The 22,970-nt window shown below is 46.0% G+C and carries 21 protein-coding genes; 4 read left to right on the top strand and 17 right to left on the bottom strand.

The window, feature by feature from the left end:
* Positions 1–28: 28 nt before the first annotated feature.
* The 15 genes from H0247_RS10960 to H0247_RS10890 form a co-directional block, all read right to left on the bottom strand.
* On the bottom strand, positions 29–451 hold the full coding sequence (locus H0247_RS10960; RefSeq protein WP_180742568.1) for a flagellar protein FlhE: 423 nt from the start codon (positions 449–451) through the stop codon (positions 29–31).
* Positions 448–2,532 (bottom strand): flagellar biosynthesis protein FlhA, encoded by a 2,085-nt coding sequence (flhA, locus tag H0247_RS10955; RefSeq protein WP_180742567.1) that lies wholly within the window; start codon positions 2,530–2,532, stop codon positions 448–450. The genes H0247_RS10960 and flhA overlap by 4 nt, the downstream gene beginning before the upstream one ends.
* Positions 2,525–3,676 carry a flagellar biosynthesis protein FlhB gene (flhB, locus tag H0247_RS10950; RefSeq protein ID WP_180742566.1) on the bottom strand — a complete coding sequence of 384 codons (1,152 nt, stop codon included), beginning with the start codon at positions 3,674–3,676 and terminating at the stop codon, positions 2,525–2,527. Before flhB ends, flhA begins: the two co-directional genes overlap by 8 nt.
* Before the next feature lie 241 nt (positions 3,677–3,917).
* Complete coding sequence (gene cheZ, locus H0247_RS10945; protein WP_180742565.1) at positions 3,918–4,562, bottom strand: protein phosphatase CheZ; 645 nt, start codon at positions 4,560–4,562, stop codon at positions 3,918–3,920.
* A 9-nt stretch (positions 4,563–4,571) separates the two neighbouring features.
* Positions 4,572–4,961 carry a chemotaxis response regulator CheY gene (gene cheY, locus H0247_RS10940; protein ID WP_005970714.1) on the bottom strand — a complete coding sequence of 130 codons (390 nt, stop codon included), beginning with the start codon at positions 4,959–4,961 and terminating at the stop codon, positions 4,572–4,574.
* A gap of 38 nt (positions 4,962–4,999) precedes the next feature.
* Positions 5,000–6,052, bottom strand: a complete 1,053-nt coding sequence (locus H0247_RS10935) for a chemotaxis response regulator protein-glutamate methylesterase (RefSeq protein WP_180742564.1) — start codon at positions 6,050–6,052, stop codon at positions 5,000–5,002.
* A complete protein-coding gene (cheR, locus tag H0247_RS10930; RefSeq protein ID WP_180742563.1) occupies positions 6,052–6,924 on the bottom strand; it encodes a protein-glutamate O-methyltransferase CheR in 873 nt (290 codons plus the stop codon). The genes H0247_RS10935 and cheR overlap by 1 nt, the downstream gene beginning before the upstream one ends.
* Before the next feature lie 514 nt (positions 6,925–7,438).
* Positions 7,439–9,124 (bottom strand): methyl-accepting chemotaxis protein, encoded by a 1,686-nt coding sequence (locus tag H0247_RS10925; protein WP_180742562.1) that lies wholly within the window; start codon positions 9,122–9,124, stop codon positions 7,439–7,441.
* A gap of 135 nt (positions 9,125–9,259) precedes the next feature.
* A complete protein-coding gene (gene cheW / locus H0247_RS10920; protein ID WP_180742561.1) occupies positions 9,260–9,757 on the bottom strand; it encodes a chemotaxis protein CheW in 498 nt (165 codons plus the stop codon).
* Positions 9,758–9,788: 31 nt separating this feature from the next.
* On the bottom strand, positions 9,789–11,795 hold the full coding sequence (gene cheA / locus H0247_RS10915; RefSeq protein WP_180742560.1) for a chemotaxis protein CheA: 2,007 nt from the start codon (positions 11,793–11,795) through the stop codon (positions 9,789–9,791).
* Between the two features lie 39 nt (positions 11,796–11,834).
* Positions 11,835–12,887 (bottom strand): flagellar motor protein MotB, encoded by a 1,053-nt coding sequence (gene motB, locus H0247_RS10910; protein ID WP_180742559.1) that lies wholly within the window; start codon positions 12,885–12,887, stop codon positions 11,835–11,837.
* The gene (gene motA / locus H0247_RS10905) at positions 12,884–13,771 is read right to left on the bottom strand and encodes a flagellar motor stator protein MotA (protein ID WP_014915923.1); all 888 of its coding nucleotides are present in this window, start codon (positions 13,769–13,771) and stop codon (positions 12,884–12,886) included. The genes motB and motA overlap by 4 nt, the downstream gene beginning before the upstream one ends.
* Before the next feature lie 134 nt (positions 13,772–13,905).
* The gene (gene flhC, locus H0247_RS10900) at positions 13,906–14,484 is read right to left on the bottom strand and encodes a flagellar transcriptional regulator FlhC (protein ID WP_015840815.1); all 579 of its coding nucleotides are present in this window, start codon (positions 14,482–14,484) and stop codon (positions 13,906–13,908) included.
* A 3-nt stretch (positions 14,485–14,487) separates the two neighbouring features.
* Complete coding sequence (flhD, locus tag H0247_RS10895; protein WP_180742558.1) at positions 14,488–14,838, bottom strand: flagellar transcriptional regulator FlhD; 351 nt, start codon at positions 14,836–14,838, stop codon at positions 14,488–14,490.
* 803 nt (positions 14,839–15,641) lie between these two features.
* On the bottom strand, positions 15,642–16,604 hold the full coding sequence (locus H0247_RS10890; protein WP_180742557.1) for a DMT family transporter: 963 nt from the start codon (positions 16,602–16,604) through the stop codon (positions 15,642–15,644).
* Positions 16,605–16,884: 280 nt separating this feature from the next.
* Here H0247_RS10890 and H0247_RS10885 point away from each other — a divergent pair, with 280 nt between their 5' ends.
* On the top strand, positions 16,885–18,606 hold the full coding sequence (locus H0247_RS10885; protein WP_180742556.1) for a methyl-accepting chemotaxis protein: 1,722 nt from the start codon (positions 16,885–16,887) through the stop codon (positions 18,604–18,606).
* A gap of 78 nt (positions 18,607–18,684) precedes the next feature.
* Here the strand turns inward: H0247_RS10885 and dsrB are convergent, their stop codons facing one another.
* Complete coding sequence (gene dsrB, locus H0247_RS10880) at positions 18,685–18,873, bottom strand: protein DsrB (protein ID WP_180742555.1); 189 nt, start codon at positions 18,871–18,873, stop codon at positions 18,685–18,687.
* A gap of 210 nt (positions 18,874–19,083) precedes the next feature.
* Between dsrB and H0247_RS10875 the strand changes: the two genes are divergently transcribed.
* From H0247_RS10875 to H0247_RS10865, 3 genes are all read left to right on the top strand, one after another.
* Positions 19,084–20,499 (top strand): diguanylate cyclase, encoded by a 1,416-nt coding sequence (locus H0247_RS10875; RefSeq protein ID WP_180742554.1) that lies wholly within the window; start codon positions 19,084–19,086, stop codon positions 20,497–20,499.
* Between the two features lie 275 nt (positions 20,500–20,774).
* Entirely contained in the window at positions 20,775–20,993 is a 219-nt protein-coding gene (locus tag H0247_RS10870; RefSeq protein ID WP_180742553.1) for a KTSC domain-containing protein, read from the top strand.
* A 231-nt stretch (positions 20,994–21,224) separates the two neighbouring features.
* Positions 21,225–21,581: a hypothetical protein gene (locus H0247_RS10865; RefSeq protein WP_180742552.1), complete on the top strand. Its 357-nt coding sequence runs from the start codon at positions 21,225–21,227 to the stop codon at positions 21,579–21,581.
* Here the strand turns inward: H0247_RS10865 and H0247_RS10860 are convergent.
* Positions 21,566–22,837, bottom strand: a complete 1,272-nt coding sequence (locus tag H0247_RS10860; protein WP_255433943.1) for an integrase arm-type DNA-binding domain-containing protein — start codon at positions 22,835–22,837, stop codon at positions 21,566–21,568. The genes H0247_RS10865 and H0247_RS10860 overlap by 16 nt on opposite strands.
* Between the last annotated feature and the right edge of the window lie 133 nt (positions 22,838–22,970).

The following is a 22,970-nucleotide window of genomic DNA, read 5'->3' as shown; positions in this document are numbered from 1 at the left end:
ATCCAAAACCATTACGTCTTTAAATCAACTATTTATAGTTTACTGCAATATCTATCGTACGGACGCTGAATGTACGATTAAGACGTCCAGTTCCTGCAATATAGTAGACAAATCGAAACTCATTGTTAGCGGCGAGTCCCTCAAATGAACGAGTTTGCCCATCCCCGCTCCCATCTAAATCAACACAGCGCTGCGGTGTTTTCGAACAAAGTTTAACCGCAAGCCCTGTTGGTATCTCCGAATCGATAAGATGTCGCCAATATATTGTCGTAATGGTTTCTTCTGGCTTAACGGCGATATTAGGAGAAAACGCAGACGTCGTGACCATTTCACCACGATAATCCAAATTTATCCCAGTAGTTATACTTCCGTTCCAACTACCGGGCGTCGCCATCGCATAGAACGGAAATGCCATCACAGCGGCAGACAGAAAACACGTCACCGCCTTCATTTCTGCGCTTCCCCTATAATAGATGTCATACGGATCTGGCGATGATCGCTGATTTCCAAATTAGAAAGCACGGCCATGTTTGGCAGGCTACGATGCAGGAAGCGAGCGAGCAAAGCACGTAAAGCATGGTTCACAAGCAGAACTGGCGGAGCACCCAGCATTTCCTGCCGCTGTAGCGCCTGTTTCGCCTGTTCAAGCAAGCGATCGGCAAGACCTGGTTCAAGGCCACCGCCTCCTTGAAGCGCCTGTAACAGAAGACGTTCCAACGACCCTTCCAGACCGATTACCTGAAGCTCGCTGTCTCCTGGGAACCACTGCTGAGTGATGGCGCGCCCCAGAGCAACCCTGACTACCGTAGTAAGTTCATAAGGATCTGGCTGCACTGGCGCATGTTCAGCCAATGTCTCCATGATGGTGCGCATATCCCTAATAGAAACCCTTTCGCTAAGCAGATTTTGCAACACTTTGTGCAACGTTGTCAGTGTCACCACGCCAGGAATAAAATCTTCTGTCAGTTTTGGCATTTCCTGCGCAACGCGATCCATCAGTTGCTGAGCTTCTTGCCTTCCAAACAATTCACTGGCATGTAATGCAATTAAGTGGTTCAAATGTGTTGCCACCACCGTACTGGCCTCTACGACCGTGAAGCCTTGAGCCTGAGCTTGTTCTTTCAGGGCATTATCAATCCAGACGGCCGGCAACCCAAACGCAGGGTCCTGCGTGATATCGCCAGACAAAGTGCCAACCGCATTACCTGGATTGATTGCCATCCAACGCCCAGGGTGAGCTTCACCGCTCCCAACCTCGACACCTTTCATCAATATGCGATAGCTGGCAGGCTGAAGCTCTAAATTATCCCGGATATGAACCACTGGCGGTAAATATCCCATCTCCTGAGCAAATTTCTTCCTGATACTACGAATCCTGCCCAACAACTCACCGTCTTGCTGAGCATCAACCATTGGAATCAAGCGATAACCCACTTCCATACCTAGCGGGTCCTCAAGCTGTACGTCAGACCAGCTGGCTTCGATAACCTGATGCTTCTCCATCGCTGCTGGTATAGGCTGCACCTCAGGTTCTTTTTGCTGCTCACCGCGCATCCACCAGGCAAGCCCTAACAAAGATGCAGTGAATAACAAAAAGACAAAATTAGGCATTCCTGGAACCAACCCAATAAGCCCGATAACCGCCGCACTCAACACCATGACCCGTGGATTGTTGAATAACTGGGTGACCATCTGCTGGCCAACATCCTGATCGGTACTCACGCGGGTAACAATAACACCCGCTGCGGTAGAAATAATCAGAGCAGGAATCTGGGCAACCAGACCATCACCGATTGTAAGCAACGTATAGCTTTCCGCTGCCTGTCCTACCGGCATACCATGCTGTACAACACCAACGATCAATCCGCCAATAACGTTAATGACCATAATAATCAGTCCGGCGATGGCATCGCCGCGCACGAACTTACTGGCACCATCCATTGAACCGTAAAAGTCTGATTCTTGCGTCACCTCAGCACGGCGTTTTTTCGCCTCTTCTTCACCAATGATCCCAGCATTAAGATCGGCATCGATCGCCATCTGTTTACCTGGCATACCGTCTAGCACAAAACGCGCGCCCACTTCAGCAATACGTCCGGCACCTTTGGTGATAACCATAAAGTTGATTAAGACAAGAATGATAAAGACCACAATACCGATGGCGAAATTCCCGCCAACCAGAAAGTGACCAAATGATTCAACGACTTTACCGGCAGCAGTAGTGCCCGTATGACCTTCCAGTAAAATAATACGGGTAGATGCAACGTTGAGTGACAAACGCAGCAACGTAGAAAACAGCAGAATAGTAGGGAATGCAGCAAACTCTAGCGTCCGTTGCGTGAACATCGCAACCAGCAATACCATGATTGACAGTGCGATGTTAAAAGTAAAGAGCAGATCCAGAATGAATGGCGGCAGCGGCAATACCATCATGGAAAGTATCAGCAGGATCAGTATAGGTCCGGCTAATATTTGCCATTGGGTACCTTTCATATTACTCGGTAAACGAAGCAAAGAGGCCAAATTAGCCATCAGTAGTATTCTCTTTAGCAAAATCCAGCGCATCAGGCACTGGTAAATGTTTCGGTTTTCTAGGAATTAATCCACCTTCCCGCTTCCAGCGTTTCAGTTGATAAACCCAAGCTAAGACTTCTGCAACAGCAGCATACAACGCAGCCGGAATATGCTCTCCGACCTCTGAATGACGAAATAGCGCTCGCGCCAACGGCGGCGCTTCTAGAATAGGGACGCGATGCTCAGCCCCCAACTCACGAATACGCAACGCGATCTCACCCGCTCCTTTAGCCAACACTTTCGGCGCATTCATTTTTTTCTCATCATAACGTAATGCTACCGCATAGTGCGTCGGGTTAGTGACTATCACATCAGCCTTAGGCACATCAGCCATCATTCTGCGTTGGGCTATCGCCCTTTGTTGCTGACGAATACGGCCTTTAACATGAGGATCGCCTTCGCTCTGTTTATGCTCGTCCCTGATTTCCTGCTTGCTCATCCGTAACTTTTTGATGTGGCTCCAGACTTGCCAAAATACATCAAAAGCGACCATAGGAATAAGGCCCATAATGATGAGAAAGCCACACATTACGGCCAATTCTAACGCATCACCTAGCGCCGCAATCGGCGATTCGGAGATTAAATGCAATATTTTTGGCCAGTTATGGATCAAAAACAGCGTACTAATGATACCGACCATGACCGATTTTAATATTGCTTTAAAAAGCTCAGCCAGTGACTGGGCAGAAAACAACCGTTTTAGCCCAGAAATAGGATCTAATTTTTTGAAATCAACTTTTAATGATTTGGTACTAAATAATACCCCACCAAGCAGCAAAGGAGCAGACAGTGCAACCAACACAGCCCCTAACATAATAGGTATTAACGCCGATGCAGCCTGACGCAGCAATGAGCCAACATGCCGTAGCATTTGCGTATCGTCACCAATCGTTGCGTAATCAAAATTTAACGACTGTGAGACAATTCTGGCTAATCGGCCAGCCATCGCATCGCCGCCTATCCACAAAATAGCCAATCCGGCGACCATCATCAGAACAGAAGTCAGCTCTCGCGATCGTGGTATCTGGCCTTCTTCACGCGCCTTTTCCTCCTTTTGGGGAGTGGGGGCTTCTGTTTTTTCTAGATCGCTATCATCTGCCACTATGGCGTTCCTGTTACGACTTTCGGGATAGGAATTTGCTGCCTAGCATGACAAATACGGAAAAGTTTTATGGCTGGAACAACGAGAAAAACCAACGCTTCTTTAACGAATAGTAAGGGTGAAAGGCGGGAAAAATCGGATTTAGCTATTTATGGCCATAGACTGGCCATAAATAACTGGGCGATGGTGTCCATCATTTTTTCAAAAAAGGGAATCACTCCCTTTCCTGAAGCAAAATGCATTAGAACCCAAGGCTATCCAGAAGGTCATCAACCTGATCCTGATTGGCGACGATACCTGCTGCACCTTTATCCAACTGTGGCCCGTTCAGCAGACCATCATTTACACGCTTAGGCGCGTCTGGTTTTTCTGGGATGTTTTCCAGCAACACCATCAGCAATTGTTTTTCAATCTCTTGGACAACATCCATCATACGCTTGATAACCTGACCGGTAAGGTCCTGGAAATCCTGCGCCATCATAATTTCCAACAGCTGGGCGTTGGTAAATGAGGTATGCTGTGGTACATCTTCAAGATAGCTACGCGTATCCGTCACTAACTCACGCGCATCAGCCAGCTCGATTGGATTCTCGAACCATTCATCCCAACGAGCCTTCAGAGACTTAGCATCAGCTTCTAGTTGGTTTTGACGTGGCTGTGCAGCCTCTACGCAGCTAAGCGCGCGCTCTGCCGCTTGCGCAGTCATCTGGACAACATAGTCAAGACGATCGCGGGCATCAGGAATAGCCTCTGCAGCTTCCGCTATCGCATTATCCAGACCCAACTCTTTCAAGCTGTCGCGCAGCATACGAGTCAATTGGCCAATACGCGAAATGATCTCGGTTGCTGAAGCTGTATCGTTCACGGACGGCATATGTGGCGTCATAAGATCCCCTTACATACCCAATTTTTCGAAAATCTTATTCAGTTTTTCTTCAAGGGTAGCTGCAGTAAATGGTTTAACTACATAGCCGCTAGCACCCGCTTGTGCTGCAGCGATAATGTTCTCTTTCTTCGCTTCCGCTGTTACCATCAGCACAGGAAGGCTGGAAAGCGCACCGTCAGCACGAATAGTCTGGAGCAGCTCCAGTCCGTCCATGTTGGGCATATTCCAGTCAGAAATGACGAAATCAAAAGCACTAGCGCGAAGCTTGTTTAGCGCATCAGCACCATCTTCTGCCTCTTCTACGTTATTAAAGCCCAGTTCCTTCAGCAGGTTACGGACAATTCGGCGCATCGTCGAAAAATCGTCCACTACCAGAAATCTGAGTTCTTTATCGGCCATACCTACTCCTAAAATATTTATTGCTCACCGAGAGCTGCTTATATACGTAATGCCTGTCCGGCAGAGATTTGTGCCAACATGCGCTGGCTCACCTGGTGCAAATCCACCACTTCATCAACGCCACCCATAGCAATCGCTTCACGTGGCATCCCGAAAACCACACAACTTGCTTCATTTTGGGCCAGAGTATAAGCACCAGCCTGATGGAGTTCCAGCATGCCGGCCGCCCCATCATTACCCATTCCAGTAAGGATGACCCCTACGGCATTTCGCCCAGCGTATTGTGCAACCGAACGGAATAACACATCTACTGATGGACGATGCCGATTAACGGGAGGTCCATCATTTAAACGTACCTGATAGTTTGCTCCGCTACGCGCCAATTCAAGATGGCGAGCGCCCGGCGCAATGTAAGCATGACCAGGAAGAACACGTTCCCCGTCTTCTGCTTCTTTCACCGTAATCTGACACAGCTTGTTCAACCGCTCGGCGAAAGATTTCGTAAAACCTGGCGGCATATGCTGTGTAATCAGTAATGCAGGGCTTGTCGGCGGCAGAGGCTGTAATACATGCCGTATCGCTTCCGTTCCCCCCGTCGATGCACCAATCGCGATCAATTTCTCACTACTGAGCAGTGGCATATGCTGAATAATTTTTGTCGGCTCCGCTGCAGTACTACGTTGCGGCAAACGCGCCTTCGCTGCCATGCGAATTTTTTCCGCAATCAGCTCGCTATACGCCAGCATCCCCTCACGAATACCTAACTGAGGTTTAGTGACAAAATCAATCGCACCAAGCTCCAGAGCACGAAGCGTAATTTCCGACCCTTTTCCCGTCAGGGATGACACCATGACAACCGGCATCGGGCGCAAACGCATAAGCTTCTCAAGAAAATCCAACCCATCCATACGTGGCATTTCAACATCCAACGTTAATACCTGAGGATTGAATTTTTTAATCAAATCACGAGCAACTAATGGATCTGGCGCAGTCGCGACAACCTCCATATCGGAATGGCTATTAATTATTTCAGTCATGATCTGGCGCATGAGGGCAGAATCATCAACGCATAATACTCTTATTTTGCTCATTATCTTTCCTTAGCCAGCCCATATACAGTTTGCCCACGCAAATAGAATTCGCGACTGATCTGGCTGAAATTCTCTGAATGCCCTGCAAATAACAACCCCCCCGGTTTAAGCATCGGGACGAATCGACGGAGAATACGCTCTTGAGTTTCTTTATCGAAGTAAATCATTATATTACGACAAAAAATAGCATCGAATGGTGCAGGAACGGACCAATCGGGTGCGAGCAGATTGAGTTGTTGGAAATGCACCATTGATGCAAGCTCAGGACGTACACGAACCAAACCGCTATGTGGTCCGGTGCCGCGCAAAAAAAACCGCTGTAGTTGTTGTGGAGAAAGAGAGCGCAATTCTTCTTGCCTATAGATGCCAGCCGTTGCCTTTTCTAACACCTGAGTATCAATATCACTGGCCCATACCTGACACCCACTCGCCTTATTACCTAAAACCTCAGCGAGTGTCATTGCCAACGAATAAGGCTCTTCCCCTGTAGAAGCCGCCGTACTCCAGATGGTGTAGCCATTTGGACGTTTTCTGACATGCTCGGCCAATATAGGAAAATGATGCGCTTCACGGAAAAACGCCGTCAGGTTAGTGGTTAACGCATTAACAAAGGCTTGCCATTCTGCACTGTTAGGATCTGACTCTAATAATGCTAAGTACTGACCGAAATCATTGATTCCAAGCAAACGGAGACGCCTAACCAAGCGGTTATAAACCATTTCACGTTTGTGATCGGCCAGGACAATGCCAGCACGCTGATATATTAATTGGCTGATTCGTCGGAAATGCGTGTCCGACAACGGCAACCGATCAACCATCTGCGTCAGAATAGAGGCAGATTCAGGGCGATTTTGCGACGATGTACTTTTCATATCAAACCGCTCGAATAGTGTTTTTTGCTATGGTTTTTTTCAATCTGAACTTTCCTCTACAGTTAACGCAGGGTTTTATTGTCATTCGTCAATTGCTCATCGCATTGCGATTAAAACTGACACTGTATTGGTAATACACTTTACAAGTTCTGCAAACAGAGCAAGTTAGCGTGTTCGTTCTACCAAAGCCACATGCTGTTGGGTGGCACTTCCCTCTCATCACAGCCGTGCTACCTGCTTTATTCTTTGGCCTTAATACCGCAGCCAGTCTCACCCCATCCTATCCATAACATAAGTTAAAGATTGCACAATACCATGAATTACTCTGCTTCAAAGCACCAAGTGCTATCTCGCTTATAAACCCCAAGCACACAGTGACAAATTACTTGCATGTTCATTTTCTAAATTATGGCGAGTAAACAATCACCCAGCCACCTTATACATAAGCGACTGGGGATTGGCTCGATAACGCGTCCAACAGCTTGGTTATTTATAGCCTATACGACGGTTTTTATCAGAACGTTTCCCAATTATCATTGGGTGAACCTTCTTTAGCTTTCTTACCGCCATTTGCTGATGGCGCCAGCAATACAGTTTTTTGGCCCGTCGTTACTGGCGCCGTTCTTCTAAAAGAACCCGCATCGTCAGACAGACGGAATACAGCAACAGCCTGATTCAGCACTTTCACCTGTTCTTCCAGAGCAACCGCTGCGGCAGCAGACTCTTCGACCAAAGAGGCATTTTGTTGCGTTACGCGATCCATTTCAGTCACAGCCTGACCAACCTGATCGATACCTTTACTTTGCTCATCTGAGGCTGAGGCAATTTCGCCCATGATATCTGTTACACGAGTGACAGCACTGACAATTTCGTCCATCGTCTCGCCGGCACTCTCAACCAATACAGAACCTTCATCAACCCGGCTGACAGAATCTTCAATTAGACTTTTAATTTCTTTCGCAGCCTGAGCACTACGCTGTGCCAAACTACGTACTTCGCCTGCAACAACCGCAAACCCACGCCCTTGCTCCCCTGCTCTGGCTGCCTCAACCGCCGCATTCAGTGCAAGAATGTTGGTTTGGAAAGCAATACCATCAATCACACTAGTAATATCGGCAATTTTTTGCGAACTTCCAGCGATATTGTGCATGGTTTTGACAACATTATCGACGACCTTGCCGCCCTTCTGTGCCGTCTCTGACGCACTCAGCGCCAACTGGCTAGCTTGACGAGCATTTTCCGCATTCTGTTTAACGGTTGCGGTCAACTGTTCCATACTCGCTGCCGTTTCTTCTAGCGAAGCAGCCTGCTGCTCAGTACGTGAAGAAAGATCGTTATTTCCGGCACTAATCTCCGTTGCGCCAGTATAAATCGCATCGGCACCTTGTCGAACAGCACTAACCGTTGAAACAAACTCACTTTGCATATGGCGAATACTGTCAGCCAGAATCCCCATTTCATTACTGCTGTGAAAATTAGTCGTTTTTGTCAAATCACCTTTCGCAATATGACGAATGTGTTCAACAATATTATTCAGCGGCTTGATTAATAGTTGTTGAATACTAATCCAGGAAATCAGCGCTAGCGCAAAAACCAGTATGACAATGAAACCAAGGATCCAAAGCGCTGAGTCGTAAGCGGCGTCATTTTTCGCTATACCAGCTTGATAAAGTCTATCGCTTTCAGTTTTATAGGCGTAATACGCTTTTTCAAATTTGTCCTGAAAACTTTGTGTCGGCTGCTCAATAAATTTTTTAAATTCACCTGCATTCAAAAACTGAATTAATTCGGTCAACGCGCCATTCAGAGCCACATAATTCTCTTTTACGCCCCTAGCGATACTTTCGTCCTGACGAGCATCTTGCGGAACTTTTTCATAACGGGAGAAAAAGTCGTTTGCTACAGACAGTTGTTTTTGGGCTGAAACCAAAAGCTCTTTTCCACCGACACCCGCTCCCGTACCGTTTACATCGAGTGCGAAACGCGTTCCCGCACGATTAAGTGTATTACGGGTTTGTAATAAATATGACCATGCGGAATCAAGTTCGGAACGTTTCTGGTTAATCACCTGCGTTGAACTGAAGATATCCTTATCATTTTTTAATGCACTGAAGAATAAACCACCAGAAATAAGCTGAAGAGCCCCAAACAACACCAGTACAAGCATCAAACCTGTGACAACTTTTATACGGTTAAACATATAACGCCTTTTGAGTAGATCTACCACCGATAATATCGGCACTATTCTGGATATCTTTACGAATTTCTGAACTGACAAGGATACGACTAAGGAAGGTTTTCGGGGCTACTTTCGTAGCCCCAGAAGGCCGATGGATTAGGTTCTCAATACGCTATCAACCAGCGCCATTTCTTCGCTGCTCAACAGTTTTTCGATATCAACCAAAATCAGCATTCTCTCGCCCAAAGAACCCAAGCCAGTCAGGTACTCCGTTGACAGGGTTACGGCAAACTCCGGTGCAGGGCGAATTTGGTCTGCGGTCAATGACAACACATCCGACACACCATCAACGACAATACCAACAACACGCTGACCAAGATTCAGAACAATAACAACTGTGTTGTCATCGTATTCAACATCCTGCTTAGCGAACTTAATACGCAAGTCAACAATCGGTACAATGACGCCGCGTAAGTTGGTAACACCCTTGATGAAGGAAGGTGTGTTAGCAATACGTGTTACCTGGTCATAACCGCGAATTTCTTGTACTTTTAAAATATCAACGCCGTACTCTTCGTCACCCAGCGTAAAAATCAGGAATTCCTGTCCTACTGTTTCGCCAGTTAATTTCGTGACGCTTGCAAGTCCAGTCATGTTTTCCACCCTTTATTAATGATCTGTTTTATTAAGCAGCAGTTTCAACCACACGCTTTTCACGATTAAGCGCTTGTAACGCTGAAACATCCACAATCAGCGCAACGCTGCCATCACCAAGAATGGTAGCGGCTGAAACGCCTGGTACCTTGCGATAATTACTTTCCAGATTTTTAACGACGACCTGATGTTGCCCAATCAACTGATCGACCAACAAGGCATAACGTCGTCCCGCACTCTGCAGAATCACAACTATACCCTGAGTCGCATCCGTTTTAGCGCCATCCACATCAAAAATATGGAATAGCTCAACGAGAGGTAAATATTCACCACGAACTTGCAGTACACGCTCGCCGCCGGCTAATGGGTACAGGTCTTCCGACTGAGGCTGCAGGGATTCCATCACAGCATTAAGCGGGAGAATAAAGACTTCGTTGTTAACTTTAACGGACATACCATCGAGGATGGCTAACGTTAATGGTAACAAAATTCTGATAGTTGTGCCTTTTCCAGCCTGAAAGTGGATTTCGACATGCCCACCCATTTCCTGGATATTCCGCTTAACCACGTCCATGCCGACACCGCGGCCAGACACGTCTGTAACCTTTTCTGCGGTGGAGAAGCCTGGGGCAAAGATCAACATGCCCACTTCTTCATCAGACATTGTGTCGCTCACAGCCAGCCCTTGAGACAGAGCCTTAGCCAGAATTCTTTCACGGTTGAGCCCTGCGCCATCATCGATAACTTCAATACAGATGTTACCGCCCTGATGTTCCGCAGACAGAGTCAGGTTACCCACCGCAGATTTACCTGCAGCAACGCGTTTATCTGGAGATTCGATACCGTGATCGAGGCTGTTACGCACCAAGTGTGTCAGGGGGTCGATAATACGTTCGATCAAGCTCTTATCCAATTCAGTCGAACTCCCCATCAGCGTTAGCTCGACCTGCTTATCCAACTTCGCCGCCAAGTCACGAACCAAACGAGGGAAACGGCTAAATACATATTCCATCGGCATCATACGAATGGACATGACCGATTCTTGCAGATCACGGGCATTGCGTTCCAACTGCCCCATACTGTTGAGCAGGTCGCCATGTGCAACAGGGTCGAGTTCGCTTGAGCGCTGTGCCAACATAGATTGCGTAATCACCAACTCACCGACGAGGTTGATAAGCTGGTCAACCTTCTCAACCGCTACACGAATACTGGTATCACCGGTTTTTGCTTTATTTTTTCCATTTTCCGGTGCAGCTTGCGGTTTTGCAGCAGCTGGCGCAACTGTCGCTACCGGTGCCGGTGCCGGTGCCGGTGCTTCGACTACCGCCAGTGTCTCCACAACTTCAGCAACAACAGGTTGGCTGGCCACGGTAGATTTAAAGCTAATTTGCTCAGGTTCAAGAACAAAACACAGAACAGCACTAATATCGTCTTCACTTTCAGACGTAACCAGTGTCACTTCTACGCTAGTATCAGTCTGGTGAGGATCTTTAACGGTCCCCAGATTACCAAGCTCTTCCAACATCTGAGGTATTTCTTGAGATTTCAGGCCGGTTAATGCAATACGCATTTCACCTTTACCTGCAGCGCTAGAAGCTGAGCTGGCTGTGTTCTGTGTTGCAACTGGTGCCTCAGCCTGGGCAACATCACCATCAGCTTTAGATTCCAGAGCGAGCTGGCGCAGGGCCTGACAGATATACTCAAAGCTTTCAGCATTGGGTTCCTGCGCGGTTTTATAAGCGTCCAACTGATCCTGCATAATGTCTTTTGTTTCCAGAAACAGGTTGATGATATCAGTGCTAAGACGCATTTCTCCGCGTCTTGCCCCATCGAGTAGGTTTTCTAAAATGTGTGTAGTTTCCTGCAATACTTTAAAACCGAACGTGCCTGCGCCCCCTTTGATGGAGTGAGCTGCTCGGAAAATCGCATTCAATTGCTCGGTATCAGGCTCTGACGGATCCAACAATAATAAATGTTGTTCCATATCTGCCAGTAATTCATCTGCTTCATCAAAGAACGTTTGATAGAAAGCACTCATGTCCATGCTCACGTGGTCACCTCTGCTGTGAATCGCGGCTTATTGAGAAGGCGTCGCCTGACTATCGGGCGCAGCAGGCAACGCTGTGGTTGGCTGTTGACGCTCTGGAGCAGGAACTCCATTAGTTGGTTGTGGTGATGCTCTACCACTTCCACTCGTATTATTATCACTATTTTCGGCAGCCGGAGTGGTAGGTTTAGGCTTATCCAACCCCATATTTTGTAAATTTTCCGCCTTGTCTATATTTACGGCAGAGCTTTCTGCATTTTCTTCTTCAATATCCTTTTGAGCTTGTTTGCTCAATACCAACAAACTGATGCGTCGGTTAATCGCATCATTTCCACTTGTCGCCTGTTTAAGATTCATTGTCGCAGCCATACCCACAACGCGCAAAACTTTTCCATCAGACAAACCACCAAAAATAAGCTCTCGGCGTGATGCGTTGGCACGATCTGCAGACAGTTCCCAGTTACTATAGCCACGTTCCCCTGTCGTATACTGAACATCATCAGTATGGCCTGAAATACTCAGTTTATTGGGGAAATCGTTCAAAATAGGCGCTATCGCACGCAGGATATCTCGCATGTAAGGCTCAACCTGTGCGCTCCCTGTTTTAAACATGGGGCGATTTTGACTATCGATGATCTGGATACGTAACCCTTCATCGATCATCTCAATTAACAGATGTGGGCGCAGTGCGCGTAGTCGAGGATCGGCCTCAATTAACTGATCCAAACGTTCACGCAGTCTATTAAGTCGAACCTCATCCAGCTTTTTTTCCACGTTGTCTGTTTTGATGACCTTTTTCACTTCACCATCTTGCTGGGTTGGATCGTTTCCTCCACCGGGAATCGGGCTGGAACTGTCGCTTGATTTAGAACCTGAAGTTAACGCGACCTTTAACGGAGTGCGGAAATACTCTGCGATTTGGGCTAACTGCATTGGCGTAGAAATTGCGATAAGCCACATTACAAGAAACAATGCCATCATTGCTGTCATGAAATCAGCGTAGGCGATCTTCCAGGAGCCACCATGGTGGCCTCCATGTCCAGACTTACGCTTTTTGCGAATAATGGGATGTTGATGCTTCATGCGTTACTGTCCGACGCTTGCTGAGTCGGCGATTTCACACGACGAATATGTTCTTCCAGCTCGGTAAAGGAAGGACGCTCCGTTGAGTACAGCGTTTTACGACCAAATTCAACGGCAATTTGCGGAGCGTAGCCATTAAGGCTAGACAGTAAAGTGACTTTAATGCACTGCAACACTTTGATTTTTTCTGCATTTTTTTGACGCAGCAACGCGGCTAATGGGGAGACAAAACCGTAAGCAAGTAAAATCCCTAGGAAGGTACCCACCATAGCGTGAGCGATCATCATCCCCAACTCAGCTGCAGGACGGTCAACATAGGCGAGTGAGTGAACAACCCCCATAACGGCAGCGACGATACCAAATGCAGGAAGACCGTCACCCATCATCGTCAAGCTGGATGCGGGAACTTCACTTTCATGTTCAATCGTTTCGATCTCTTCATCCATCAGCGTTTCAATCTCAAACGCATTCATGTTGCCGCTGACCATCAAACGCAAATAATCGGTAATAAACTCAACAACGGTGTTGTCAGCAAGAATATTCGGATAGCTCGAGAAAATTTCACTCTCGCGAGGGTTATCAATATCAAACTCCAGGGAAAGCATGCCTTGCTGACGAGATTTGGCCATCACACGAAAGAGTAAGGCCATCAGATCCATATACAGTGCTTTATTATACTTGGAGCTTTTGACCAAAAGCGGTAACGCTCGTAGTGTTGCTTTTATCGCCTTTCCATTGTTACCAACGATGAAAGCACCTACCGCCGCACCGCCGATAATCAATAGCTCCGAAGGTTGGTAAAGCGCACCCAAGGCCCCACCGACCATGAGATAACCGCCGAGTATCGAGGCCACAATTACGATATAACCCAATATAACCAGCACAAGGAATCCTTATAATAAAAAAGGTGGGCGGAAAGTGAGATAAAACTGTGGAGCCGTAGCTAGGACGCTCTTGAAGGAGAAATCTATCACCGTATTCACAACCAACAGTGATAGATTCACAAATCGCTACAGACTCAGACTGCGTGTTTTACCTGTTCATCCAGCAGTTGAGGTATTATATCGGCAAGATTTTGCGAAAGTTTACGCTTTTTTACCGCTCTGGAAGGGGGTTGACACAAACTACAAACAAAACTGTTTTTAGGTTGATGAGCATGAGTTATGAACATCCCTTTGCAGCAATTGCATGACGACAGTTGCAGCATACCGCTGTCAACAAACCGGACTAGTGTCCAAGCTCGCGTCAATGCCAACAGTGGAGAATCGCTCTGCGGCGCACACTGTTCGAGATAGAGCCGGTAAGATTTAATAACCGCTTCAACACCACTACACTGTCCATTCTTGATTAAAAAGCTGTATGCGTTGTAGAACATTGATGAATGAATATTCTGTTCCCAGGTCATAAACCAATCCGTTGAAAAAGGTAACATTCCCTTAGGCGGCGGACTTCCTCTCAATTCTTTATACAGTTTAATCAAACGTCCGCGACTTAACTGAGTTTCACTTTCTAACATCTGTAAACGAGCGCCAAGCGAAATGAGTTCCATTGCCAATTGGATATCTTTCGCTTCCTGAACAATACTTTTCTCCGCCATTACTTATGCCCTTTTCTTAGGCAGGTTTTCTTCTTTCGAAGAAGACTGTTGTAATAAGTGGCTCGACAACAGAATCCCTGTATGAATTTGCTGTAAATCATCCACACGCGATTCCTGAGTCAACACTTTGATTGTATTGTGATCGTTAAAACGGAAATGGCATATCAGCTGGTTAGTTTCTGCCAATTTCACCATCTGCGGTAAAGTCAGTTGCATCAAGGCATCGGCCATCTCGTCATTGATTCCAAGACGAAACATCGCAGAAGCTTTTTCATCATTAATTAAGCGTTGCGCCAGTAACAAATAAGACAGATTAATGTCATAAATGTGTTTGAGTAATTCAGAGGTACCCATATTTCCCATCCCGACAGGCTATGTTTAAAACATAAGTTAGGTGATAGACCATATCGCCCAGTTCGAAAATCACTCTCCATTGATGGCATAAAAAACTATCGGTGCCAGATACTGCGAGTTACTACTTTCATCATTTCTTATTCGGGCAATCGTTACTTGCCTACTTTACGCATCACGCTGTGAATCCGTTCATCCGTTGCTTTTTAGCCCCATCCAGGAGATCCGCTCCAATCAAAGCATAGGATTAATCCTAAAACAGCGCAACTGTACCGCCTAATCCGTAGCACATACAACGCGACCAAAGAAGAATTTTGGTCATTATGTGATACAGATCACACAAATGAAAGTGTTATGAGCCAAACCCTATCTGGTCAGAGCACTTTTATGCCTATTTTTACGCCAAAAATGCGCACGAAACGTTACAAAAAAGATCCTTGAAAATAATAAAAAAGAAACAATTTGCTTGCTATGTAAGTGATAGATATACAAAAAGTCCATTGCATCTAAAACGCATGCTTTTATGTAAGTTTATACCTTTCACGAAAAACTTACACTTTTTACCCAAAAAACTCTTAAGCGCATGTTCTGAAGCCGAATTTATCTCTCTTCTGCCAGAGCATTGCTGTAACGCATATAGCTATGACAGGAAAATGTAAGGAAAAACATATTACATTGATATTAAAGAAATTAGTGAATTATCAGGATTGATTGCAGGAGCTATAGCATGAAATTATTCGGCTCTAAAACTTCACGCTACAGGCCGTGTCTTCAGTGCGCTATGTGGGTTGTGTGACCGAAGCATTTTACCGATCGCTTTTCACAACCCGGTTAACCAGCCAAATACCTGAACACACCAGGACAAGTGCAAAGAAATATTTCCACTCCAGGATACTTTCATTAAGGAACAGCGCTGACAGCAGCGTACCAGATACCGGAATGAGGAAATTAAATGGTGCAACCATACCGACTCGATTGTATTTCAGCAGTTGGCTCCATAATGAAAAAGCGACTGACGAGAGCAGAATAAGATAACCCAGCATCAGTACCGCTTTCAAATCTGGTATGATGAGTGTCCCGCCTGTACAGTATCCCGATATCGTTAAAATACTCCCACCAATAGCCAACTGATAGCCGGTCATCACCGTTGGATCCATCGTTTGTGATATTCGCTTACCATATATAGTTGATGCTGACAAAATAAAGGCCGCAATCACAACGAATCCATCACCTAGCAGCGTAAAACCGATGCTCATTTCATTACTATTGATATTAACGACCATCACACCAACAAAGCCTAATATACAGCCAGTTAGCTTGTTGATATTTAATTTATCATTTTGGTATAAATAATGAGCAAGCAGCACACTGAAAAAAGTACTGGTTGCATTCATGATCGAACCTTTAACACCCGTGGTATAAGCCAGACCGATATAGAAAAAAACGTACTGCAGTGATGTCTGGAATATTCCTAGGATGCTTAGCTGCACTAACTGCCCACGCTGGAAGCGCCCGATAGACCGACCGCTTAGCGCGGCAAGCGCTAGCAGCAACAGCCCAGCGAACGCGAACCGATAACCTGCGAAAACGAGTTTTCCAGGAATATCATTATCTGCAATGTGAAACAGTTCATAACCATTTTTAATTGCCGGATAAGCACTTCCCCAGAGCAAACAGCATAGTGTAGCGATAAAAAAAACAACTTTTTTATCAGAAAAAAAATACGTGTGCTTTTCCAAGAAAAATTCCCCCGAAGATAGATTCGACATAATAGCGTTGAACCCCAGACAAATAAAGTTAGGAAACCAGACTCTTTATTTTTCATTATCATTCTGTATGATTTCGCATCACACATTTCTCTTTTCTTTTTAAAGAGTTAAAAACGTGATCGGGATCGCACCGAATTTGATTAAGGTTTCTCAATATATGCCGATTACCTTTTACATTGGTTGTTTAGCTAATGGATTGTCATTAATGTAGACACTAAAACCTAAACGCCAATGTCACCACTAGTGGCATGGTAAATCATAAATTCCTGAGAATGAGTGAATGGATATGAAAATGACTTCAAGGTCTGAGCAGCACGTCGAGGCTGGCATGCTGAGCAATTTACGGCTAGTTCCCTTATTCGTCATTATTCTGGGTGGTATCATGCTGTTATTTGCAGCATCTATCGGCACATCCAGCTATTTTCTACAAAGCAGCAATCAGTCATTAGACGACGTTACACAAGAAATCGATACCCGCATGGGGATCTCAAACAGTTCCAACCATCTTCGTACTGCGCGTCTGTTGCTAATTCAGGCCGCTGCAGCTGCGCGTATTGGTGATTCTCAGGTCTTCAATGACAACCTGAAGCAAGCTGAACAGCGGCTGGAACAGTCAAAAAAAGCCTTCATGGTCTATGAAGAGCGTCCGGTTAAAACACCGCAGGATATGGCATTGGACGGCGATCTGCGCAAATCCTATGATGCTTATGTCAATCAAGGCCTTATGTTGATGCTTACTGCTGCAAAACAGGGGCTGTTTGAAGAGGTCATTACTCTCGAATCTGAAGAAACTCGGGTTTTGGATTTGGCCTATAACAAATATTTGTTAGAAGCTGTCGCTTACCGTACGCAAAGAGCGAAAGAATTAAACGAAACTGCGCGTAAAAATGCGCTACTCGGGTATTCATTGATGGGGGGCAGCTTTACTCTGGCGACGGTTTTAACGCTTCTGACGTTCTTCTTTCTCAGAGGTATTCTCATCAAGCCAATGAATCAGTTGGTGACACGAATTCAGCGAATTGCACAAGGCGATTTGACTCAAATGTCAGAGCGTTATGGCAGGAATGAAATCGGTACGCTAGCCAGCAATGTTCAGCAAATGCAGTCTTCTCTGGTTACCACCGTCGCTACCGTCCGGGAAAGTGCAGATTCTATTTATCAAGGTTCGACGGAGATTTCATCCGGTAACACAGACCTTTCCTCGCGAACCGAACAGCAAGCCGCAGCGCTTGAACAGACCGCGGCAAGCATGGAGCAATTGACGGCAACCGTGAAGCAAAACTCAGAAAACGCGCATCACGCAAGCCAGCTCGCAGCGAATGCTTCTGGAAAAGCCAAACAGGGTGGCGAGATCGTTGCAAACGTCGTCAACACGATGAACAGTATTTCGGGGAGTTCAAAGAAAATCTCTGAAATTACCAATGTTATTAACAGTATTGCATTCCAGACAAACATCCTTGCGCTAAATGCGGCGGTTGAAGCAGCCAGAGCGGGAGAACAGGGACGTGGTTTTGCCGTCGTCGCCAGCGAGGTTCGTAGTCTTGCCCAGCGTAGTGCACAAGCCGCAAAAGAGATAGAAACGCTGATTTCCGAATCCGTCAACCTGGTCAATAGTGGCTCTGTTCTGGTTGATAACGCAGGTCAAACCATGAAAGAGATCGTCGATGCCGTGACTAACGTCACTGACATCATGGGTGAGATTGCCTCTGCGTCTGACGAACAAAGCCGAGGAATCACTCAAGTCGGCCAAGCAATATCTGAAATGGATAGCGTAACACAGCAGAATGCTGCACTTGTTCAGGAAGCCAGTGCAGCAGCTGCATCGCTGGAAGAGCAAGCTGCCCTGCTGACCCGCGCCGTTGCAACATTTAAGCTATCTGGTCATTTATCAGGCACACCTTCAACACCTGCTCAGCCGAACGCTCAAGCTGCAAAGGATCGCACCTCACTAGCCCTCCCCCGTAAAGCCAATACGGAAAACGGCAACTGGGAAACGTTTTAATACTGGATAGCCAATTCACTACGAGCATTGTTCATACGGACAATGCTCGTCATCGACACTTCCCATTACTCTTTTGCGTCAACGTTTTGGCTCAACAAACGTACCATCTTTACTGTCAGTCTCATTGAAAAACCAGATACCGGCAGGGTAATCTTTTAATGCAACTAAGTACATTATCCCTTCCTGAAACGTTTCCACAGCCAGAATCGTCCCTTCCCGGCGCGTTTTCCCATCGGTTTTAACTGTAACCAGATCATTAACTTTCATAAAGTTATCTCAAAATAGCTTCTAACATCAAAAAAACAGCATTATCATTTACAACTACAGTAGTAATAGTACCAGTATAAAATCATTAATTTCATTTGTTTTTAACAACGCCATATTGACCCTCTCTGTCATTAAATGTCGATTATTCAGGCAAAAAATTGATTGTTTCTATCCTAGTACATCCGACATATTCGCAAGAGAGATTAAAAGTTGAACGAACTATTGAACGTTAATGAACAGAGAGATTATGGTGAGTTGGACTACAATCAAGTCATAACATCAGAATGGATGCAATTGATAGCCACAACCTCACAGAAATCTTTTAATCTACTGCGAACCCTCTCCGATCAAAAAACGTCCGACTTTGCTGACGAGTTCTACTCTTACATGCTCAAAGATCAGGAAGCCTCCCTTTTTCTTTCCAGCCAGCAAGTCCACGATCGCCTCCATGGATCGATGAGCAAATGGATAGCAGATATTCTAACGAATACCGGGGAACATCTAACTGACCTGATTAATCATCAAAAGAAAATTGGCCAGATTCATGCGCGCATTGGTATTCCTGTCGATCTGGTTGAGCGCGGAGCCCGACGTCTAAAATGGCACCTTTATGAAGACATCGCACAGGTCACCGAAGATAAAGCACTGTGTTTTGATGCCATGCGTTTTGCCTCTATCTCTATGGATATCGCCATAGAGATCATGAGTAAAACCTATTCTCAATCGCACGATCTCGCGGCCAAAAATGAAGAATCCTATCGGCTATTTTCCATTCTGGAGAATGCCAGTATGGAGAGAGAGCGTCAGAACGCATCGCTACTAAACTGGGAAAATGCCTTCATTTTCAGCGTTGCTACGGGCACACCTCTTTCCAGTATCCAGGACCTGAGTGATTCAGAGTTCGGGCTGTGGTTTAACCACAAGGGGAAATCCAGTTTCAGTAACATTCAGGGGATACACACTATCGCCTCGATCATGACGGAAACGGATGAGTATATTCGTGGCTATAGCACGACGGCACTACTGACCCAGCAGGATTACGCTCCGCTACTTAAAGCTGTCAGAAGCAAGATTTATAAAATAAATATGCTGCTGGGATCGCTATTTAACGAAGTCCAAAAACTGGAAAGCGGTAAGGATACCTTGACCCTTCTGCTAAACCGTCGCTTCCTGCCAACCATTCTTCGGCATGAAATATCGCTGGCAATGCACTCAAGTACTCCGCTCAGCATTGCCATGATTGATATTGACCATTTTAAAACCGTCAATGACACATATGGCCATACGGCTGGCGATAACATCCTGAAAAGGATTGCAGAAGTGCTCTATGAAAGCACGCGGAACAGCGACTATGTTTTCCGTTACGGCGGGGAAGAATTTATGATCGTATTGATTGAAACGCCCAAAGTTGCCGCCTACACCATCATCGAGCGGCTGAGAAAAAAAATTCAGGATCACCCGATTTATCTCCAAAACGGTGAAAGCGTTACAATGACCATCAGCGCAGGCATCGCCGTGTATGGTGGTCATCCAGATTATGAATGTCTGATAAAGGCGGCAGACGATGCGCTCTATCAGGCCAAGGCCAACGGCAGAAACAGGATCGAATACGCGCTGGAAGAATAACTCTTTACCTTGTTGCAAACCTGCGCGTCTGTCCACAGTCGAAAAAGAATAGCCCGCTATTCTTCATCGCAGGTTTGCATCCTCCCGCTAATCAAACAGGTGGACTCCCCCGCCATTGAACAAATTCACAGCATAAAAACGATAAACCATCGATTTTACTAACCAACACGCCAGAAATTTGATACATATTCAATAAATAAGCATGATCGTCGACAATGCATCATGCCGTGAATCTTTGATAGTTTGATCTTATTTACGCAGGGGAGGAACGAGCATTGCAGCGACAGCAGGTTTCATCGTCACGAATTTATTCCATTGGGTACGATCCAAAGACGCATAACCTTGAGATAGAATTTCATAATAAAGAGATCTATCAATATGTTGGCGTACCTGAATCTATCTATAAAAAATTTATTTCTGACGCTGTCGTCTCTAAAGGTCGTTTCTTTGATGGCGTGATAAAAGATAAATTTTTATGCCGAAAAATCAGATAAAAATTTAGCCATCGCCGCGTCGATATTTGTGCGTCGTTTCTTAACGACGACAAATATCGCTTTACACCACCTCTATTTGCCCTTTACTCTCTCAACCGTGCTTCCAGCACCATGTAGTTGCCCCCACCACAACTCATCATGTGAATTAAACATATATCCACGTGGTATTTTCCCGATAACATCCCTTCAGACTATGTGAGTATCTATCCTGTCTAACTAAGGAGAGTTCCTATGATCGCATCGGATATTCAGGGGGCTAATCTTTTATTTGCCCAGTCCAGTAAGCACGCTATTGCGCCAGATGAAGATACTTTCAAAATGACACTTGCGAAAGCAAAGGATAGCGGACAGATCTCCAGACACGAACCCAGCGCTAAAGTTGAGCCTCAGCGTTCAAAAGCAGCGCAGGAATTTATGGACTGGGTCTCCATGTCTCATGAAGAAAGATTATTTTTCTCCGTACTTGCATCCATGGGAATATCCAAGGAGCAATATGAGGCAATGCCATTAGAAGAACGCATGGCGTTAGATCTCAAAGTACAAGAGCGTATAAAAGAAATGGCGGAACAAGGTCAACAACTCGCGTAAGAATAATGAACACGCCGGTTACCTCCCTCTGTCAGGATAGTTGTCACCCCCATCGAAAACACTGATAAGAGGGGGGGTAACATCAAACGACGCTCATCCAGATGCTCAGCCTTGTGGATGTACGCTGCTCGAACACCGTTACGTTCCTGATGGCTCATCTGTCTCTCTACCGCATCCCTAGACCATAACCCCGACTCAATCAGCGAACTACAGGCCATGGTACGAAAACCGTGTCCACATACTTCCGTTTTTGTGTCGTAGCCCATAGTTTGCAGCGCTTTGTTTATCGTCCCTTCACTAACCGGTTTTCGTGACGAATGATCGCCAATGAAAACCAGTTCACAATGCCCACTCACCTCTCTGATCTTTTGAAGGATCTCCAGTGCCTGACGGCTTAGCGGGACAAGGTGTGGTGTGTGCATTTTTGAACCGCGTTCGGAGAACTTCACTCCGGGGATTGGTTCACGTTCTGGGGGAATCGTCCACAAAGCGCGTTCAAAGTCGATTTCCGGCCAGCGGGCAAAACGGAGTTCGCTGGAACGAATGAAAATCAGTAGGGAGAGGTTAATAACCCATTTGGTAAATTCACGCCCTTTATAACCGTCAATGCGGCCAAGAAGTTCAGGCAAGCGTTCAAGCGCTAATGCCGGGCGATGTTCAACTTTGCCGGGCATAATTGCCCCTGCCATATCCTGCGCCGGATTGTAGTCAATCAGTCCATTTTGTACGGCATAAGTCATGATGGCGGTCACGCGTTGTTTTAGACGCTTAGCCACTTCTAAACGTCCTGAACGTTCAACGCTTTTGATCGGTGCCAGTAAGTCGCGTGTTTTCAAATCTGCGATATGTGTGCTGCCAATAGCGGGGAAAATATTGTCGCTCAGGCTTTTCAGGATACGTTCGCCATGGGATTCAGACCATTTCTTATTGTCGGCGTGCCAAGCGCGAGCCACAACTTCGAAGGTCTTTTCATCCTCTTCCTGTTTGGCTTTTACCGCTTTCTTATGTTCGCGGGGATCGATGCCCGCAGCGACCTGCTTCCGAGCTTCATCCCGTTTCTGACGCGCTTCAGAAAGAGAGACTTCAGGATAAACACCTAATGCCATGAGATGTTGCTTGCCACCAAAACGAAAACGCAGCCGCCAGTATTTGGAACCATTGGGATGAACCAGCAAAAACATCCCATCACCGTCAATCAGTGAATACTCTTTTTCTTCTGGTTTTGCCGAACGCACTTTGATATCGGTCAGAGCCATTATCAATATCCTCATTGGTGCTTACGGTGAGTATACAGAGCAAGATAGAACCAACATATATACTCAGATGTATACTCACAAGCAAGTTGATGTAGGCTGAATTGCGTTGACGTAGGAAGAGTATGGAATGAAG

It is taken from the genome of Pectobacterium sp. CFBP8739 (genome assembly GCF_013449375.1).
In the GTDB taxonomy this organism is placed as follows: domain Bacteria; phylum Pseudomonadota; class Gammaproteobacteria; order Enterobacterales; family Enterobacteriaceae; genus Pectobacterium.
Note: the sequence above shows the minus strand (reverse complement) of the source record. Positions and strands in the feature narration are given on the sequence as shown.

Coding starts and splice junctions, on each gene's coding strand:
- H0247_RS10860 (WP_255433943.1), bottom strand. CDS start 22,837: ATGGCTCTGACCGATATCAAAGTGCGTTCGGCAAAACCAGAAGAAAAA.
- flhC (WP_015840815.1), bottom strand. CDS start 14,484: ATGGCGGAGAAAAGTATTGTTCAGGAAGCGAAAGATATCCAATTGGCA.
- cheR (WP_180742563.1), bottom strand. CDS start 6,924: ATGAAAAGTACATCGTCGCAAAATCGCCCTGAATCTGCCTCTATTCTG.
- flhA (WP_180742567.1), bottom strand. CDS start 2,532: ATGGCTAATTTGGCCTCTTTGCTTCGTTTACCGAGTAATATGAAAGGT.
- H0247_RS10925 (WP_180742562.1), bottom strand. CDS start 9,124: ATGTTTAACCGTATAAAAGTTGTCACAGGTTTGATGCTTGTACTGGTG.
- cheA (WP_180742560.1), bottom strand. CDS start 11,795: ATGAGTGCTTTCTATCAAACGTTCTTTGATGAAGCAGATGAATTACTG.
- cheY (WP_005970714.1), bottom strand. CDS start 4,961: ATGGCCGATAAAGAACTCAGATTTCTGGTAGTGGACGATTTTTCGACG.
- dsrB (WP_180742555.1), bottom strand. CDS start 18,873: ATGAAAGTTAATGATCTGGTTACAGTTAAAACCGATGGGAAAACGCGC.
- flhD (WP_180742558.1), bottom strand. CDS start 14,838: ATGGGTACCTCTGAATTACTCAAACACATTTATGACATTAATCTGTCT.
- cheW (WP_180742561.1), bottom strand. CDS start 9,757: ATGACTGGACTTGCAAGCGTCACGAAATTAACTGGCGAAACAGTAGGA.
- H0247_RS10890 (WP_180742557.1), bottom strand. CDS start 16,604: ATGTCGAATCTATCTTCGGGGGAATTTTTCTTGGAAAAGCACACGTAT.
- H0247_RS10885 (WP_180742556.1), top strand. CDS start 16,885: ATGGATATGAAAATGACTTCAAGGTCTGAGCAGCACGTCGAGGCTGGC.
- H0247_RS10935 (WP_180742564.1), bottom strand. CDS start 6,052: ATGAGCAAAATAAGAGTATTATGCGTTGATGATTCTGCCCTCATGCGC.
- cheZ (WP_180742565.1), bottom strand. CDS start 4,562: ATGACGCCACATATGCCGTCCGTGAACGATACAGCTTCAGCAACCGAG.
- motB (WP_180742559.1), bottom strand. CDS start 12,887: ATGAAGCATCAACATCCCATTATTCGCAAAAAGCGTAAGTCTGGACAT.
- H0247_RS10865 (WP_180742552.1), top strand. CDS start 21,225: ATGATCGCATCGGATATTCAGGGGGCTAATCTTTTATTTGCCCAGTCC.
- H0247_RS10960 (WP_180742568.1), bottom strand. CDS start 451: ATGAAGGCGGTGACGTGTTTTCTGTCTGCCGCTGTGATGGCATTTCCG.